General features: G+C 36.5%; 18 protein-coding genes and 1 pseudogene. 17 read left to right on the plus strand and 2 right to left on the minus strand.

Annotation, left to right across the window (positions count from 1 at the left end; genetic code table 11):
* Window positions 1-151 precede the first annotated feature (151 nt).
* From G592_RS0112880 to G592_RS0112935, 12 genes are all read left to right on the plus strand, one after another.
* Window positions 152-859 (plus strand): response regulator transcription factor, encoded by a 708-nt coding sequence (locus G592_RS0112880; RefSeq protein WP_028248176.1) that lies wholly within the window; start codon window positions 152-154, stop codon window positions 857-859.
* Window positions 860-876: 17 nt separating this feature from the next.
* Window positions 877-3,354, plus strand: a complete 2,478-nt coding sequence (locus G592_RS17175; protein ID WP_196801845.1) for a sensor histidine kinase — start codon at window positions 877-879, stop codon at window positions 3,352-3,354.
* A 375-nt stretch (window positions 3,355-3,729) separates the two neighbouring features.
* Entirely contained in the window at window positions 3,730-5,262 is a 1,533-nt protein-coding gene (gene abc-f, locus G592_RS0112890; RefSeq protein ID WP_028248177.1) for a ribosomal protection-like ABC-F family protein, read from the plus strand.
* An 86-nt stretch (window positions 5,263-5,348) separates the two neighbouring features.
* Entirely contained in the window at window positions 5,349-6,005 is a 657-nt protein-coding gene (locus G592_RS0112895; protein ID WP_028248178.1) for a hypothetical protein, read from the plus strand.
* A 32-nt stretch (window positions 6,006-6,037) separates the two neighbouring features.
* Window positions 6,038-6,736 (plus strand): flavodoxin family protein, encoded by a 699-nt coding sequence (locus tag G592_RS0112900; protein ID WP_028248179.1) that lies wholly within the window; start codon window positions 6,038-6,040, stop codon window positions 6,734-6,736.
* Window positions 6,737-6,782: 46 nt separating this feature from the next.
* A complete protein-coding gene (locus tag G592_RS17735) occupies window positions 6,783-7,226 on the plus strand; it encodes a GNAT family N-acetyltransferase (RefSeq protein WP_028248180.1) in 444 nt (147 codons plus the stop codon).
* A 22-nt stretch (window positions 7,227-7,248) separates the two neighbouring features.
* A complete protein-coding gene (locus G592_RS17740) occupies window positions 7,249-7,665 on the plus strand; it encodes a bis(5'-nucleosyl)-tetraphosphatase (protein ID WP_028248181.1) in 417 nt (138 codons plus the stop codon).
* Window positions 7,666-7,676: 11 nt separating this feature from the next.
* Window positions 7,677-8,009 carry a DUF3784 domain-containing protein gene (locus tag G592_RS0112915; protein ID WP_028248182.1) on the plus strand — a complete coding sequence of 111 codons (333 nt, stop codon included), beginning with the start codon at window positions 7,677-7,679 and terminating at the stop codon, window positions 8,007-8,009.
* A gap of 52 nt (window positions 8,010-8,061) precedes the next feature.
* The gene (locus G592_RS0112920) at window positions 8,062-8,811 is read left to right on the plus strand and encodes a nucleoside phosphorylase (RefSeq protein WP_028248183.1); all 750 of its coding nucleotides are present in this window, start codon (window positions 8,062-8,064) and stop codon (window positions 8,809-8,811) included.
* A gap of 87 nt (window positions 8,812-8,898) precedes the next feature.
* Entirely contained in the window at window positions 8,899-9,525 is a 627-nt protein-coding gene (locus G592_RS0112925) for a class I SAM-dependent methyltransferase (RefSeq protein WP_028248184.1), read from the plus strand.
* Between the two features lie 171 nt (window positions 9,526-9,696).
* The gene (locus tag G592_RS0112930) at window positions 9,697-10,455 is read left to right on the plus strand and encodes an alpha/beta fold hydrolase (protein WP_176757688.1); all 759 of its coding nucleotides are present in this window, start codon (window positions 9,697-9,699) and stop codon (window positions 10,453-10,455) included.
* A gap of 41 nt (window positions 10,456-10,496) precedes the next feature.
* Entirely contained in the window at window positions 10,497-11,279 is a 783-nt protein-coding gene (locus G592_RS0112935) for a hypothetical protein (RefSeq protein ID WP_028248186.1), read from the plus strand.
* 103 nt (window positions 11,280-11,382) lie between these two features.
* On the opposite strand, the gene G592_RS0112940 is transcribed toward G592_RS0112935, so the two are convergent.
* Window positions 11,383-11,982 (minus strand): DUF1349 domain-containing protein, encoded by a 600-nt coding sequence (locus tag G592_RS0112940; RefSeq protein WP_028248187.1) that lies wholly within the window; start codon window positions 11,980-11,982, stop codon window positions 11,383-11,385.
* Between the two features lie 205 nt (window positions 11,983-12,187).
* Between G592_RS0112940 and G592_RS0112945 the strand changes: the two genes are divergently transcribed.
* From G592_RS0112945 to G592_RS0112960, 4 genes and pseudogenes are all read left to right on the plus strand, one after another.
* The gene (locus G592_RS0112945) at window positions 12,188-12,541 is read left to right on the plus strand and encodes a cyclophilin-like fold protein (protein WP_242830180.1); all 354 of its coding nucleotides are present in this window, start codon (window positions 12,188-12,190) and stop codon (window positions 12,539-12,541) included.
* Window positions 12,542-12,719: 178 nt separating this feature from the next.
* On the plus strand, window positions 12,720-12,857 hold the full coding sequence (locus tag G592_RS18175) for an NAD(P)H-dependent oxidoreductase (RefSeq protein WP_330365460.1): 138 nt from the start codon (window positions 12,720-12,722) through the stop codon (window positions 12,855-12,857).
* Window positions 12,824-13,081, plus strand: a pseudogene (locus tag G592_RS18105) (flavodoxin family protein); the annotation flags it as partial. The gene G592_RS18175 and the pseudogene G592_RS18105, both read left to right, overlap by 34 nt.
* Window positions 13,082-13,099: 18 nt before the next feature.
* On the plus strand, window positions 13,100-13,651 hold the full coding sequence (locus G592_RS0112960; RefSeq protein ID WP_028248190.1) for a flavin reductase family protein: 552 nt from the start codon (window positions 13,100-13,102) through the stop codon (window positions 13,649-13,651).
* Window positions 13,652-14,094: 443 nt separating this feature from the next.
* Here G592_RS0112960 and G592_RS0112965 read toward each other — a convergent pair whose 3' ends face one another.
* Window positions 14,095-14,649 carry a GNAT family N-acetyltransferase gene (locus tag G592_RS0112965; RefSeq protein WP_028248191.1) on the minus strand — a complete coding sequence of 185 codons (555 nt, stop codon included), beginning with the start codon at window positions 14,647-14,649 and terminating at the stop codon, window positions 14,095-14,097.
* Window positions 14,650-14,998: 349 nt separating this feature from the next.
* Between G592_RS0112965 and G592_RS0112970 the strand changes: the two genes are divergently transcribed.
* Window positions 14,999-15,448 (plus strand): GNAT family N-acetyltransferase, encoded by a 450-nt coding sequence (locus tag G592_RS0112970; protein ID WP_196801846.1) that lies wholly within the window; start codon window positions 14,999-15,001, stop codon window positions 15,446-15,448.
* Window positions 15,449-15,543: the final 95 nt, after the last annotated feature.

Below are 15,543 nucleotides of genomic sequence, written 5' to 3' on the forward strand. Positions count from 1 at the left end.
CATTTACATATTTCTTAATCAAATCTTAAAGATTTACATACTTGGAACTTAAAATAATAACCATTACAATGAATTTGTGATTAATCATAAAGGAAATCGAGTTGACGAGCTACTTTGTCAAACTCAGTTCCAAAAGGAATCGGGAGAAAAAATGAACAATATTCTAATATGTGATGATGAAAAAGATATTATTTCTGCCCTTCGCATTTACCTTGAAAGTGAAGGTATGAATGTCACTGCAGCTTCAAACGGAAGAGAGGCTGTGGACATTATGGCAGGGCCAAATGGAAAAGATATGCAGCTTATCCTTATGGATGTGATGATGCCAGAGATGGATGGCATAGCTGCTATGGCAGAAATCAGAAAGACTTCCAATGTACCTATCATAATGCTCACAGCAAAAAGCGAGGATGCTGATAAGGTGATTGGCCTTACCGTGGGAGCTGATGATTACGTGACAAAGCCATTTAATCCTGTAGAGTTAATGGCAAGAGTGAAGTCTCAGCTTCGCAGATACACTATGCTTGGCTCACAGAACAATGATAATATCGTAAATACGAATACTATTTCCATAGGCGGCATTGAGTTAAACGACAAGTCAAAAGAAGTAACATTGGATGGAACTCCGGTATCACTCACCCCATTAGAATATGACATTTTAAAGCTACTTATGACCCACAAGGGTGAAGTTCTCTCCCCACGCGACATTTATGAGAGTGTCTGGAATGAGACAGGACTTGGAGCAGAAAGTACCGTAGCAGTTCATATCAGACATCTTAGAGAAAAATTGGAATATGATAGTGCAAATCCTAGACACTTAAAGGCTGTCTGGGGGCACGGGTATAAATTTGAAGGCTAATGCCTTTGGAGGATGATATGAAAATATTTTATAGAAGTTCCAGGAGATTAATTCTTGCCATATGTAGTTCTGTGTTTGCAGTACTTTTTGTGATTAGTGCAGTGCTTGGACTCATATTAGGCGAGCTGGGATTGTACGATAGTGATACAGACAGATTTAAGGATGAAATATATCAATATGCAGGGGATAGCTATGCTCCTATGATTTTTTCATCTAAGGATTTTATGCCCCAGGGAATAGAGACAACCAACTGCTACTATGGGGTGATTGAAGGAAGCAGGGAAACCTATCTTAATAAGGAACAAAATTACATTTATAAAAACTTCAATAATGTGGAAGTTCCTAAAAATGCATATGTTGGCCATTACTCTATAAGTGATGATACAACTTTTATTACAAGTCCAAAGCTTTTCGATTTGTTTTCAACAAATAGCATGGACACTAGAAACGAGCCAATGTACAAGGAATTTAGCATAGATGGCATTGGTTATGATTTAGTAGATCAGACAGCATACATATATGCAAATGATCATTTTTATACATTAAATGAAGGAAATTATATTTATTCTAGCGGATCTGATGATTCAGGAACTTATAATACAAATTTAATTTATGAAAAAATCTGGGCGAATAACAAACCTGATATAGAATCTAATAAAAAGTTACTTGAAGATACAACAGTACAGGATGAAGAATTAATGGAGTCTGCTGATTCAGCAGAAACATTGATTCCAAACGCATCCGGTGATGACGCTGATAAGTTGTTGTATATAAACGATGTAGGATTTATGCCATTATCAAATACTGTGGATAAGTATTCGCTAACCCTGCAGACTCCTGGTGGATCATATGGAGTTCTAAATTTGAAAAATGTAGCAGATTTATCTCCAATACATAAGCAGCTTACTAGCGATAAGAGTATGGATGTAGCATACCTGGAAGAGATTTCCAAGGTTGGAATTTATCTGCCTGATATAAGTGCAAAGCAATATACACTTGTATGCTTTCCTAATGAAGAGAAACTTTCTTCAAATACCTACACAAATGATTTCTATGGCCAGGCAAAAGCATTTATAGCAGTGGCTAATACATTAAAAATCATTATTCCGTTTGTTGCTATATTTTCCTTTGTTCTGTTTTGGGTTACTCTGATACTTTTTATTCGTGCAGCAGGACATAGGAAAGGCGAGGCAGAAATTACAGCTTCATTAACGGATAAGATTCCTACAGACCTAGCCTTCGTATTGATGTTTACAATCGTAACACTTTCATTGTCAGGCTTTGTGTTATTTATATATAAGATTAGGGAGTATTCGCCAATAATCACAATCACTGGAATGGTTAGCATGATGATAATAGGATTTGCAGCAGGTTTCATCTGGCTATCAAACATTTCAGTAAATGTAAAGCTTCACCGGGTATGGAAAAATAGCTTACTACATAAATTAATTGGGTTATTAAAAAAATGGCTAAACATTTTAAGTAGAGAAACAAAATATATACGCTCCACAATAAAGTGGACTTATAGAATCTGGGCTATATTTGCAATCCTTGTATTCATAGAGTGGTTTGGAATTATGGCTTTTAATGCGGAGGATATTTTATTCCTTTGGTTTATAGAAAAAGTTCTTTTTGGAATTGCTTTGTATATTCTTTTAAAAAACTATGCAAAAGTAAAAGGAGCAGCCATTGCATTAGCTAAAGGAAATACTGATGTTCACGTGGATGTAAAGGGAATGCCACTTTTCCTTGAAGAACATGCAAAAGCTATGAATGATATTCAGTCAGGTATCTCAGTGGCGTTAGAAGAGCGTACAAAGAGTGAGCGAATGAAGACAGAGCTTATCACAAATGTTTCTCATGATATTAAGACTCCTCTTACCTCTATAATTAATTACGTAGATTTGCTTGAAAAAGAAGAAATTGAAAATGCAAAAGCTAAAGAATATCTAGAGGTGCTTGATAGACAGTCTAAGAGATTGAAAAAGCTTATTGAGGATTTGATTGAGGCTTCAAAGGTTTCCAGTGGAAATATTAATTTCAATATTGAAACTGTAAATGCTGTGGTTCTTTTGAATCAGTCACTTGGAGAGTTTTCAGATAGACTTGATGCAAATAATATAAGCGTTGTAGCAAACCTTCCCGAAAAAGATGTTTATCTTAAGGCTGACAACAGATATTTATGGAGAGTTTTCGATAATCTTATGAGCAATATTGTAAAGTATGCTCAGCCAAATACCAGAGCATATGTGGATTTAGAGCAGGATGATAAGAAGCTTAGATTTGTTTTTAGAAATACTTCAAAGGAAGAGCTGAATATCTCAGCTGATGAACTTATGGAAAGATTTGTACGTGGTGACAAATCCCGCTACACAGACGGCAATGGTCTTGGCCTTTCCATCGCCCGCAGCCTAACAGAGGCAATGGGAGGAACCTTGAAGCTCTCTATTGATGGAGATTTATTTAAAGCAATCGTAGAATTTAATAAGATATAACAACACAGCTTCTATCCCTAATGGAACAGACAGAGTATCTAGTTCACTTGGGGATAGGAGCTTTATTATTGTGCCTATAACTCCCTTGACTTTTTTTTATAAGGTGCTAATATGAGTTTATACTCAAGAAAGGCGCTATGTGTAGCGAAGGTGGAGGAATGATTATTAGATAGTTTAATTCGGTAAATGCAAATGAAGTTAGAAGGCCCAAAAGGGTCTGTTTGTGTGTGCCTAATTAGATTATCGTATTCATTTTGAAGCTTTTGCCATGTGGAAAATCTGTGTGTTAATAGCGTGTTTTCAAATATGTACGTTAGTCTGCTTTAGGTGTAAAGCAGATTTTTTTGTGCCCATTTTTAGACAGGGGTGATATTTATGGCACAAATACAGGTTAGTAATCTCTCTTTTTCATATGAGGGAAGTGCAGACGAGATTTTAGAAAACGTTTCATTTAATATAGACACAAATTGGAAACTGGGCTTCATAGGTCGTAACGGAAAGGGAAAAACTACACTTCTTCGACTTCTTATGGGGGATTACAAATATCAGGGAAGTATTACAAGCAGCACATACTTTGATTATTTTCCTTATAGAATCTCGCAAAAAGATGTGGATAAAACAGCCAGTGAGCTGATTGAAAAGTGGAAACCAGGGGTAGAAGAATGGCAGATTTTAATTCAGATGAATCAGATTCAGATAGATGCTGAATGTTTGTACAGGCCAATAAAAACTCTTAGTCATGGGGAACGCACCAGAGTTATGCTTGCGGTATTGTTTGCCGGGGAAAATGAATTTCTTTTAATTGATGAGCCTACAAATCATCTGGATCAGGCAGCCAGAGATATTGTTAAAAGTTATCTTGCAACTAAGAAGGGGTTTATTCTTGTATCCCATGACAGAGATTTACTGGATGCCGTCTGTGACCATGTTTTGGTTATGAACAGAAGTACTATAGAGGTACAGTCAGGAAATTTTTCAACATGGTGGGAGAACAAGGAAAGAAGTGATGCTTTTGCAAAAGCTGAAAATGAAAAGCATTTAAAGGAAATCGGAAAGCTCAGAGCTGCTGCTGACAGGACTGGCAGATGGGCAGATAAAAGTGAAAGCTCAAAAATCGGTTACGACCCGATAAAAGAAACTGACAGAAGTATATCTACACGCTCTTTTATAGGTGCCAAGACCAAGAAAATGCAGGCAAGGGTCAAGGCTTATGAAAAGAGAGTGGACCGTGAGATTGAGGAGAAGGAAGGGCTTTTACAGGATATTGAAAATGTAGTGGATTTAAAGGTTATGCCTCTAGAGTTTCATAAGAATATTTTGGTGGATGCACAGAAGCTGTCACTTTCTTATAAGGATGCAAAGCCCTTATTTGATAACCTTACTTTTCAAATTAAACGAGGAGACAGAATTGTCATTTCAGGGGAGAATGGCTGTGGAAAATCAAGCATTATTAAAGCTATTTTGCGGAATAACAATGCTAGAGAGTTTGGTGGTCTGGAAAATTTAGAGATAGTAGAGGGAAATCTGAATGTGGCTTCCGGTTTGATAATATCCTACATAAATCAGGACACTTCATTTTTGAAAGGAACAATCGAGGATTTCTGTCAGACCAGCGGTTTGGAAAAGAGCCTGTTTTTGGCAATCTTAAGGCAGCTTGATTTTAATAGAGAGCAGTTTTACAAAAATATGGAAGATTTCTCGGAGGGGCAAAAGAAAAAGGTTCTTATAGCAGCCAGCCTGATAACGCCTGCACATATTTATATCTGGGATGAGCCATTAAATTATATTGATGTTTTTTCTAGAATGCAGATAGAAAAACTGATTCTTGATGCCTGTCCTACTATGCTTATAGTGGAGCATGATGCGAGATTTCAGGAAAAGGTTGCCACAGAAGTAATTAAGTTATAAACGAATCATTAATTTTGTGGCTTTTTCATCTATAAACAGGTAGAATAGTCCTAATTTAGAATGAAAGAGTATTTAGAGGTGATGGGATGAAAAAATTATTAAAGATTGTAGGGGGCATTGTTGCAGCACTATTGGTAGTGGTGATTGTAGCCTTGCTTATTGTAGTGATTCGAACAAAACTTACACAGAATGAGTATTCTGACGTATATACGGATGAGAAATATCAAACTCCTATAGAGATAAAGAATGTGGAAGTCATTAAACAGGATATTTCATGTGGTTATGCAGTTATCGAAATGTTTTCTGCCTGGAATGGAGGTAGCGTAACAGAAGAAAAACTGTATGAAGAATATGGGAAGATAGTCACATCTACTGGACAGAAATTTTGTGATGAAATGAATAAGCAGTTCCCTGAATATACAACGGAGATTCATAAATATGTGTCTAACACAGAGTTCATAGACATCATGTATGACACACTCTCTTCAGGAAAGCCAGTTCCATTTGAGTGGGCTGCGCTATATGGTGATGAATGGACGTTGCATTACTCATTGATAATAGGTGCAGATATACCAAATGATAAAATTACAGTGGCTAATCCATACGGGTATTATGAGGAACTTACATTGGAAGAATTGTTTAGCAGGACTAGTTTTGCAGCCTATTCACCTATGCCATTGTTTATGAAAATGGGATTTGCTATCGGGATGTTTGAGAAGAATACTATTTTTTCGGTTGAGTAAAAATATAGGTTTGTAGTGAAGGGGAAGGAAGTATGAAAACAGTAATAATTCACGGACAGAGCCATAAAGGTAGCACATACAATATTGCACGAGAGCTGGCAGAAAAAATTGGTGGTGAAATTAAAGAATTCTTTTTACCAAAAGATTTCGGAGAGTTTTGTGTGGGATGTACTAATTGTTTTGTTAAGGGTAAAGAGTATTGTCCTCACTTTGAAAAGTTGCAGCCCATAACAGAAGAACTTCTCTCAGCAGATGTGATTATTTTGGCGAGTCCTGTATATGGTTATCATGTGACAGGTGCTATGAAGGCATTTCTTGATCATCATTGTTATATGTGGATGGCACATAGACCTGAAGAAGGTATGTTTAAGAAACAGGCAGTGTGCGTTGCTACAGCAGCGGGGGCAGGAGCAAAATCCACTATTAAGGATATGAAAGACAGTTTGTATTTCTGGGGAGTACCACGAATCTATAAATGTGGTCTGGCAGTAGCTGCCACAGATTGGGAGGGTATAAGCCCAAAGAAAAAAGCACAGATTGAAAAGACTACATCGAAAATTGCAGAAAAAATAGTAAGAAGCAACGGCAAAGTAAAGCCGGGATTAAAATTGAGAGTCACATTTGGAATTATGCGTCTCGTCCAGATACATGGCTGGAACCCTTTGGATATGGAGTACTGGAAAGAAAAGGGTTGGACTGCAAAGAAGAGACCATGGAAAAAGTATGAATGACAATAAAGGTAAAGAGATAAATCTACCTTTTAATTTAGGGGGAGATATGGGAGTAGAAAATATCATAATAAGTGAAGAACGCATATCAGCAGAAGAATATATAGACTTCCTAAAAAGAACTGATCTGGGTTCCCAGTATCCTAAGGAAAGGTTTACTGAAAGGATAGCGAAGCTTGTAAAAAATGTATCCATCAGTCTTGTGGCCAGAAATAAAGATGGTCTTGTTGTTGGTGTACTTTTTGGACTGACAGACTTCTCTTATTGGTTATATATTACTGATCTTGGTATAGACAGAAATTATGAGAGACAGGGGATTGCTACAAGCATGATGAAAAAGGCTCATGAATTAGCCGGAGGAGAAAAGGATATTGCAGTTTATCTCATAGCAAATGAAAATGCGGTGCCATTTTATAAAAAGCTGGGAATGAAGTTTTCTGATGATGTTATGCAATACAATCATATCGATTGGACAGAGTGGACAGTTAAGTAGGGACAACATGGAGGGCAGAAAAATGATACTTGAAAAATCTTGTGGAGCAATCGTTTATACAGTAGAAGATGGAGATATTAAATATCTTCTTGTGGAGGAGATGAGTGGTTGCCATAGTTTCCCAAAAGGACATATGGAAAATGATGAGACAGAAGAAGAAACAGCACTTCGTGAGATAAAGGAAGAGACCAATCTTGAGGTTGAGCTTAACACTGATTTTAGGGTGAGTGAACAATATGACCCTGCTGAAAAGCCAGGTGTTACAAAGCAGGTTGTATATTTTCTTGCTAAATATACTGGTGAAAAACCACGTGTAGTAAGACCTAATGAGGTTAAAGCTTTGAAAAGCTTAAGTCTCAAAGATGCTATTAAAACTATCGAGCATGACAATAAGAAAGAATTACTTAAACAAGCAGATGTGTATATTAGGAAAGGCTAGGAGAAAATGATATGAATTTAGGAGCTTGGATGTGTGGTGTACTGGTTATACCATTTACGGTAGTAGGTATAATATTTGCAATAATGAAAGAAAAGGCTACCAATATTGTAGGGGGATTTAACACTTTTTCCGAGGAAGAGCAGGCACTGTATGATAGAGCAGCTATTTCTCGTGATATTAAAAAAGACTGCTTTATTTGGGCAGGTGTGATGTTAGTAGGAGCAGTGCTTTCATATTTCATTACAACATATATGGCTATACCTACTTTTATAATTTGGCTAGTGTTGTTTATTAAAGAGGCTCATATTGATCCACATAAGGCATTTGAAAAATATTTGCTGTAAAATCAGTGTAAATGGAAGAATGGTAGGATAAGATACAAGGGAGGACAATTAAATGCTGAATGATTTTTATGATATTGAAAGTGAACCAATAGTAAATGTAGAAGCTTTTTATGGACCTCAGAAACATTTGGTAGATAAATGTATTGTTATTTTTTCAAAAGTTATTTATGACCACTTGCTTCAGAAATATGAATGTACAAAGTTAGATGAAATAAGTGCCTGCAATGGGGCAATACCTATTTGGTCATTTGATAACAAAGGAGAAAAGGTCGCTTTTTATCTATCGCCAATAGGCTCAGCAATAGCTGGAGGAACAGTAGCAGAAGTTAATCACATTATAGGTGCGACAAAATTTGTTATGTTTGGTTCATGCGGCAGTTTGGATAGTGAGAAAACCGCAGGTAAATTTATCATTCCAACAGAATCTTATCGCGGCGAGGGCCTTTCATATTATTTCGCTGAGGCAAAAGATTATATCAAAATAAAAAATTCAGATGCGGTTGCAAATATATTCCAGGAATTAAAAGTTCCATTTGTACAGGGAAGAATCTGGACTACCGATTCTATGATTCGTGAAACAGTAAATCTTGTAAATAAAAGAAAGCAAGAAGGTTGCATTGCAGTAGAAATGGAAGTTGCTGGAGTTCAGGCAGTATGTGATTTCTATGGATTTGATTTGTATGATTTTCTTGCAGCCGGTGATGTCCTTGTTGAGGATGATTATTGCATTGATGATTTGGAAGATGCAAATCACAATCTCGATAAGCTTCAAATCGCACTTAGAATTTTGGAAAGAATATAGGAATTACTATGATTAAGGGAATATTTTGATGATGCAATAAGAGATTATGAGTTACTAAGATTTTAGTTGTGAAGATAGAAAAATGATATGAATCCATGGGAAGAAATCAGCCTGTCTGATTATGAAAATCATATGAGTTTAGATTCCGTAAAGCAACTTCAGACTTTGAATGAAATGATGAAGATGCAGTTTGAGGCCTATCCAGTAAAAACAGCAATGGTTTTTGGGGTAGCAGGCGGAAATGGTCTTGAGCATATCAATCAAAAAAAGTATGAGAAGATTTACGGGATTGATATTAATGAAGAATATCTTGCTGCAGTAAAGCAGCGTTACTCCTACTTAGAAGAAACTCTTGAATGCTGTAGGATTGATTTAAATGAAGAATCATATATTCTACCGGAGTCTGAACTTGTTATAGCAAATATATTCATAGAATATGTAGGATATGAGCGATTTAAAAAAGGAATATTGAAATCTAAAGCAAAATATGTGTCTTGTATTATTCAGAAAAATACAGACGAGGAAACTTGGGTTTCTAATTCTCCATATATTCATGCCTTTGACGGTTTGGATGCAGTCCATCATCAAATGGAAGAAAAGAAGCTGACACAAGAGATGGAAGATATTGGATATGGCTTATTAAAAATTGATAATAATCCGCTACCTAATGGGAAGAGGCTAGTTAGGCTCGATTATGGTAATAAACAATTTTGAATTAGTAGAGGGAGAAATTCTGTGGTAATTTGCGAGGATAATAATGAAAAAGCAACCCAAATCAGAGCAAATCAGTTGTATCGCTATTGTTATATAAAATGCGGAAGATAGTACATTTAGTGGGGGAATAGCATGCACAGAAATGGTTGTGTAAAAGTCGGAGATACAGACATGTATTATGTGGCTTTTGGAGAGGGAAAAAAGAATCTAGTAGTTTTGCCTGGATTATCAGATGGTTTATGGACTGTTAAAGGAAAGGCTTGGTTATTATCTGGTTCATATAAGCATTTTTTTAAAGACTATACAGTATATATGTTTAGCCGAAAAAATATACTTCCAGAAAAATATTCAATAAAAGAGATGGCAAATGATCAGGCCTTGGCTATGAAGAATTTAGGAATAGATAAAGCTATGGTTATGGGAGTGTCTCAGGGCGGAATGGTGTCACAGTTTTTGGCAGCTTATTACCCTGAAATGGTTGAAAAACTTATTCTTGTTGTTACAGCGCCTTATGCTAATGACACAATTAAAAAAGTTGTTGCAAAATGGATTGAGATGACAACTATGAATACTCACACAGAGCTAATGCTTGATACAGCTGAAAAGGTATACACAAAAGAGTTCAACGAGAAAAATAAAAAATACCTTCCATTGTTAGCCAGATTTACAAAACCAGATAATTACAAAAGATTTTGTACAAACGCATATGCGATATTAGATTTTGATGCGAGAGCAGAATTATCAAAAATCAAATGTTCTACATATATCATGTCTGGTAACTGTGATAATACTGTTGGAAATGATGCACCATATGAATTAAAAGAAGGCATTGAAAATAGTGAATTACTGATTTTTGATGGTCTAGGGCATGGCCTATTTGAAGAAGATAAAGGTTTTTACGACAAAGTATTAGCGTTTTGTAATAGATAAATCGGAGTTGACCGAGCTCTTTAGAGCGAAGGATTAAGAATATGAATTATTTTATAGAAGGGTTACAAGGAAGCGGCAAAAGTACGTTGGTGGAAAAGCTTTCTAAAAAATATCCTGTATGTACTGTTTTTCGTGAAGGGGATTATTCACCTATTGAATTAGCCTGGTGTGCATACCTGACTAAAGATAAATTTGATGAAATTCTCGAGAAATATAACAGCATTAGCGCATTAATCAATGAAAAAACTCATATTGAAGGTAATCATAGAATTATTTGCTATACGCAAATTATTACTGATGTGCCAGGATTTCATAAAGATTTAGAAAACTACGAAATATACAACGGGCATCTTTCCTTAAATGAGTTTAAGAGAATTATATTTGAAAGATACAAAAACTGGAATGACGATAACATGATTTCAGAGTGCGCTTTATTTCAAAATATTGTTGAAGATATGATTCTTTACATGGAAGCTTCAGATGAACAAATCATGGCTTTCTACAGGGAACTTGCTGGTATCATAGGCAACAAGCCACTACACATCTTCTACCTGAAAACAGAGAACATTGAAGAAAATATTGGTGTTATTAGAAAAGAGCGATCTGATGATAATGGAAATGAAATGTGGTTTCCATTGATGATGAAGTATTTTGATGAATCCCCTTTTGCAAAAAACAGAAAAATATCTGGTGAAGAAGAATTATATAAACACTTTTCTCACAGGCAGGAGCTAGAGATTCGTATCTGCAGAGAGCTCTTCCCAGATAAAGTGACGATACTAGAATCGAAAGCTTATTCAGACAAAATATTTGAAAAATACTAGAGAGACACCATCATACTTTTCAACAAAGTAATTATCTAAAGCCATGGCAAGATGATAATGGAATTACTTAAAATTCAAAAGGCTCGCTACAAACTTGAATTTGTCAATCCGGCTGCTGACCATCATGTGCTTTCCATACACATTCCGTGATTTTCATATCCGTAAAAACAGCGGTGAAGCTTGAATTCTCCGGGCTACAGGCATAGATACCGAATCTAATTATTTCATTTCCCTCCCACATATGGCAGACACGCATTTGACTAAAATGCTCACCATCCGTTGAACACTCGATACAATAATCACTTTCTCTCCGACTGAGGCGATACCACATTGTTTTCACATCGGCTGGAATTTCTGTCGTTGCCCAATCAGAATATCCATGATTTGTAACCACTGAACCCAGATGCTGAAACTGATCATTCTCGTATTCTACAGAACCTTTCAGCCAGTTCTCGCTATCAAGATACATTACGATTCCGCATTGGTCAAAGCGATGGTGACTACCAGAGAAGTCCGTTTTCACGATGAAAGAAAAGAATTTCTTATCCGTTTCCATCTGAAGCACGGGTGCATTGTCATTACGAAAATGATAATATGTTCTTTGCCACAAGTCAGTATGTGGCTCCGTAGTGATTTCTATCCGATCTTCCCGAATCTCATGCACAGCAGGTTTTCTGGTCCATTTTACATTCTCGATAAACATGTGAGCATTCCTCCAAAAAATTCGATTTGTTGAGTTCAATTATACTTGATTGGGGGATTGTGCTTCAATCTCTATATTTTTTGCCCCAATCAAGAATTTAGTTTTACATTTTATTGAAAACTATTGATTTGGAGTTAACTCCAAGGTGTATAGTACAGACATAGAGATATAAAAGGCCTTTCAGGAGGTGGAGGAAATTATGGTCATGAATATAAATGGGACAGTGGTTCCTGTCACATGGGAAGATAATAATTCCGTTAAAGAACTTAGCAATCTGGCTAAGACCGGTCTTGAAATCTCCATGTCAATGTATGGTGGTTTTGAGCAGGTGGGTTCCATAGGTTCAAGTATTGCAAGAGATGACAAACAGACCACTACAGAACCGGGAGATATCGTACTTTACTGCGGTAATCAGTTGGTTGTATTTTATGGTTCAAATTCATGGGCTTATACAAAGCTTGGAAAGATTGAGTTGTCCGAGGATGAACTCACAAATATCTTAAGCAACGGAGATGTTACGATTACTTTAAGTGTAGAGAAGGAGGAATCAGAGAAATGAAAAAGTGGATCACAAGAAAGTTACCTTTGTAAATCATTTTAGCATTACACTTGCTACGGATATGTTTACTCCAAAGAATGTCATATGAAGGTTGAAAGATTTGTAAGTGCTGATACCCCAGAGTCAGAAAATCAGTTTATAAGAAGGTAAGATTATTGTGTAAAAGGAGATTTATCTTATGGCAAAAGTATTGATTATCAACGGAAGTCCACGTGTGGGCGGAAACACAAGCATTGCTTTGAATGAAATGGTAAAAGTATTTGAGGCAGAAGGTGTTGAAGCAGAGGTGGACTATCTGCAACATTTGATGAACTAAACAAGTATTTCACTATCAGTGGAATGCCTGTTGCATCCAGCCAGTACTGGAATAGCGTACATGGCAGAGAAAAAGGACAGGCAGAGCAGGATGCAGAAGGACTTCAGACAATGCGTACTCTTGCGAGAAATATGACTTTCCTTATGAAGAGTATCGCACTTGGTAAAGAAAAATATGGCTTGCCTGAAAAAGAAGAGTGGCAGCCGACACATTTTATACGATAAGAACAGGAGAAAATCCAAATGAGCAGAGTTAATTTTGGCGCAAAGCCGCTTATGTATCCACAGCCGGTACTTATTATCGGAACCTATGATGAGAACGGTGTACCTAATGCCATGAATGCTGCATGGGGAATTACAACAGACTTTAAGGAGATTACCATAAGTCTGTCCGATCACAAGACGACGGACAATCTTAAAGTTAAGAAGGCATTTACCGTCAGTATGGCTACAGAAGATCAGGTAGTGCCTTGCGACTACGTTGGCGTTGAGTCCGGAAGAAAAGTTCCTGAGAAGTTTGCTAAAGCCGGTTTCCATGCCACAAAGAGTGAATTCGTAGATGCTCCTCTTATTGATGAGCTTCCTCTTGCCATGGAATGCAGGGTAAAGAGCTTTGAAAATGGAATCCTTGTAGGTGAAATCGTAAATGTCTCGGCTGACGAAAGTGTTGTAACAGACGGAGCTGTGGATATTACAAAGGTTAAGCCTATCAGCTTTGATCCATTTGGAAATGCCTATTTTGGCATAGGTGCTAAGGTGGGTAATGCGTTTAAGGATGGTATGGCTTTGAAGTAATCTTCAAAGATGAGAACATAAGAAAATCTAGATGGGAAATTATAGAAAGAAGAGGACTGTGGTCAAAACCGCTGTCCTCTTTATTGTTAAAGTATTAACTACCACGGTATCTTAAAAGTTAAAACATTCCTACTACCCAAAAGAAAAATATAAAGTTAGGTAGTAGTATTCATGATGAGATTTACTACCTAGATATAGAAAAGAGGATATAGATAGTAATAGAAAAAGTGGAATCTACTACCTGTGTCAGAAAGATTTCTATAGATAGTAGAAAAAAGATTAGGATCTACTACCTTAGCTAAAAATTTGGATGTAGATAGTAAAAAATACAATTAATATTACTACCCAAACTGCAATATAGTATGAGAGGTAGTAAAAAGCTGGGGGGAATTTACTACCTGAGACATAAAACAAGATTTAGGTAGTAGAAGAAAGAAAAAAGTTTACTGCCACTCTTTTTTCAAAATTGCGTATTGATAAGTATTCTCATAGCGCGGAGTTCCATCAGGATTTTTAACAAAACTGATGAACTCCTTGAAAAGGCCTTCCTGTCTCATTCCAAGCTTGTCGCAAAGATGCTGGCTTGCCTTATTATTGTCCTCAGTATAGGCATATATACGCCTAGCCCCTTTATCCTTAAAAAGATAATCAAAAAATGCATGTGCTGCCTCGTAGGCGTATCCTTTTCCCTGATATTCCTTATTTAACATCCAGCAAGGACTGAAGGTATCCAGCACAGAATCTGCGCCATGTTCATCTGCAGGTTCAGGATAAGCATCAATCTCGCCTATCACTTTCCCAGATTCTTTGATAACTATCGCAAAATAATACTCTGTCTCAGACGTTCTTTTTAAAACTTCTTCTTTTGCTTCTTCCAAGGAATGTAGTTTCATATCAGCAAAACAATTCACTGCCGGTTCATTTAGATATTCAAATACATCCTCTGCATCGTGCTCTTCAAAGGGGCGAAGATATAGTCTTTCTGTTTCTATTACCATAGTGTTATTTTCTCCTACATTAAAAAACTCTTAAATCCGATTGGTTGATTCCAATTTTACTTGATTGGGAGGATGATATCTATACGAATTGACAAAGAAATGGGAGAGCAGTGCAGCTAACTCTAGATTTTGAAAAGACGAACAGTTAGAATGATTGTAATAAATTTAGTTGCGCTATACGCCAGCAATTATTAAGGTAGTGAGGTTTGATATGGATTATATTCATACGGTGCAATACTACGAAACGGATAAGATGGGAATCACACATCATTCCAACTACATAAGGTGTGATTTGGAATTTTATACAGAATCAAATTCTTGGAATGAAAAGAAAGGGAGAAAGACAACTATGGCAGATTTTGAGGTAAGAGAATGTAAAGATACTGAAGTGGTAAAAGAGTTGTTTATGGAATACTCTCAGATTAAAGGTGCAGAAAGCTGCTTTGTTTCCTTTGACAAGGAACTAGCTGATTTGGAAGGCTTTTACAGCGGGGGTGCACTTCTTGTTGGCTATGAGAAAAATAATCCGGTAGCGAGTATAGCAATAAAAAAGTTGAATGATTCTACTTGCGAGGCTAAAAGATTATTTATAAAACCAGATAGTAGAGGTAAAGGGTACGCAAGAACCATGCTGAATACCATGCTTGATAAGTCAAAAGAACTTGGGTTTTCTGAGGTCACATTTACCACAAAACCAGCTGTAATGCAGATAGGCTATGGCTTGTATAAGCGAATGGGTTTTGAAGAAGTGTCTGAAATAGAAGGAACTGTCAGCATGAGAATGGCTATAGGAGAGTAAAAAGGAGAGGCTATGTTGGCAATTTACCGCGCAAGCATGTAAATAAACAAACAGTAGTAGAGATTGAAAAACAATTCACATTTATATGTTACTAT

The sequence above is a fragment of the Pseudobutyrivibrio ruminis CF1b genome, assembly GCF_000424005.1.
In the GTDB taxonomy this organism is placed as follows: domain Bacteria; phylum Bacillota; class Clostridia; order Lachnospirales; family Lachnospiraceae; genus Pseudobutyrivibrio; species Pseudobutyrivibrio ruminis_C.

What these genes read in the sequence shown, in the direction of transcription:
- G592_RS0112940 (WP_028248187.1), bottom strand. Translation starts at nt 11,982, where the DNA reads ATGTTTATCGAGAATGTAAAATGGACCAGAAAACCTGCTGTGCATGAG.
- G592_RS17735 (WP_028248180.1), top strand. Translation starts at nt 6,783, where the DNA reads ATGGGAGTAGAAAATATCATAATAAGTGAAGAACGCATATCAGCAGAA.
- G592_RS0112920 (WP_028248183.1), top strand. Translation starts at nt 8,062, where the DNA reads ATGCTGAATGATTTTTATGATATTGAAAGTGAACCAATAGTAAATGTA.
- G592_RS18175 (WP_330365460.1), top strand. Translation starts at nt 12,720, where the DNA reads ATGGCAAAAGTATTGATTATCAACGGAAGTCCACGTGTGGGCGGAAAC.
- G592_RS0112915 (WP_028248182.1), top strand. Translation starts at nt 7,677, where the DNA reads ATGAATTTAGGAGCTTGGATGTGTGGTGTACTGGTTATACCATTTACG.
- G592_RS0112935 (WP_028248186.1), top strand. Translation starts at nt 10,497, where the DNA reads ATGAATTATTTTATAGAAGGGTTACAAGGAAGCGGCAAAAGTACGTTG.
- G592_RS17175 (WP_196801845.1), top strand. Translation starts at nt 877, where the DNA reads ATGAAAATATTTTATAGAAGTTCCAGGAGATTAATTCTTGCCATATGT.
- G592_RS0112900 (WP_028248179.1), top strand. Translation starts at nt 6,038, where the DNA reads ATGAAAACAGTAATAATTCACGGACAGAGCCATAAAGGTAGCACATAC.
- G592_RS0112960 (WP_028248190.1), top strand. Translation starts at nt 13,100, where the DNA reads ATGAGCAGAGTTAATTTTGGCGCAAAGCCGCTTATGTATCCACAGCCG.
- G592_RS0112895 (WP_028248178.1), top strand. Translation starts at nt 5,349, where the DNA reads ATGAAAAAATTATTAAAGATTGTAGGGGGCATTGTTGCAGCACTATTG.
- G592_RS0112945 (WP_242830180.1), top strand. Translation starts at nt 12,188, where the DNA reads ATGAATATAAATGGGACAGTGGTTCCTGTCACATGGGAAGATAATAAT.
- G592_RS0112930 (WP_176757688.1), top strand. Translation starts at nt 9,697, where the DNA reads ATGTATTATGTGGCTTTTGGAGAGGGAAAAAAGAATCTAGTAGTTTTG.
- G592_RS0112925 (WP_028248184.1), top strand. Translation starts at nt 8,899, where the DNA reads ATGAATCCATGGGAAGAAATCAGCCTGTCTGATTATGAAAATCATATG.
- G592_RS17740 (WP_028248181.1), top strand. Translation starts at nt 7,249, where the DNA reads ATGATACTTGAAAAATCTTGTGGAGCAATCGTTTATACAGTAGAAGAT.
- G592_RS0112970 (WP_196801846.1), top strand. Translation starts at nt 14,999, where the DNA reads ATGGCAGATTTTGAGGTAAGAGAATGTAAAGATACTGAAGTGGTAAAA.
- abc-f (WP_028248177.1), top strand. Translation starts at nt 3,730, where the DNA reads ATGGCACAAATACAGGTTAGTAATCTCTCTTTTTCATATGAGGGAAGT.
- G592_RS0112880 (WP_028248176.1), top strand. Translation starts at nt 152, where the DNA reads ATGAACAATATTCTAATATGTGATGATGAAAAAGATATTATTTCTGCC.
- G592_RS0112965 (WP_028248191.1), bottom strand. Translation starts at nt 14,649, where the DNA reads ATGGTAATAGAAACAGAAAGACTATATCTTCGCCCCTTTGAAGAGCAC.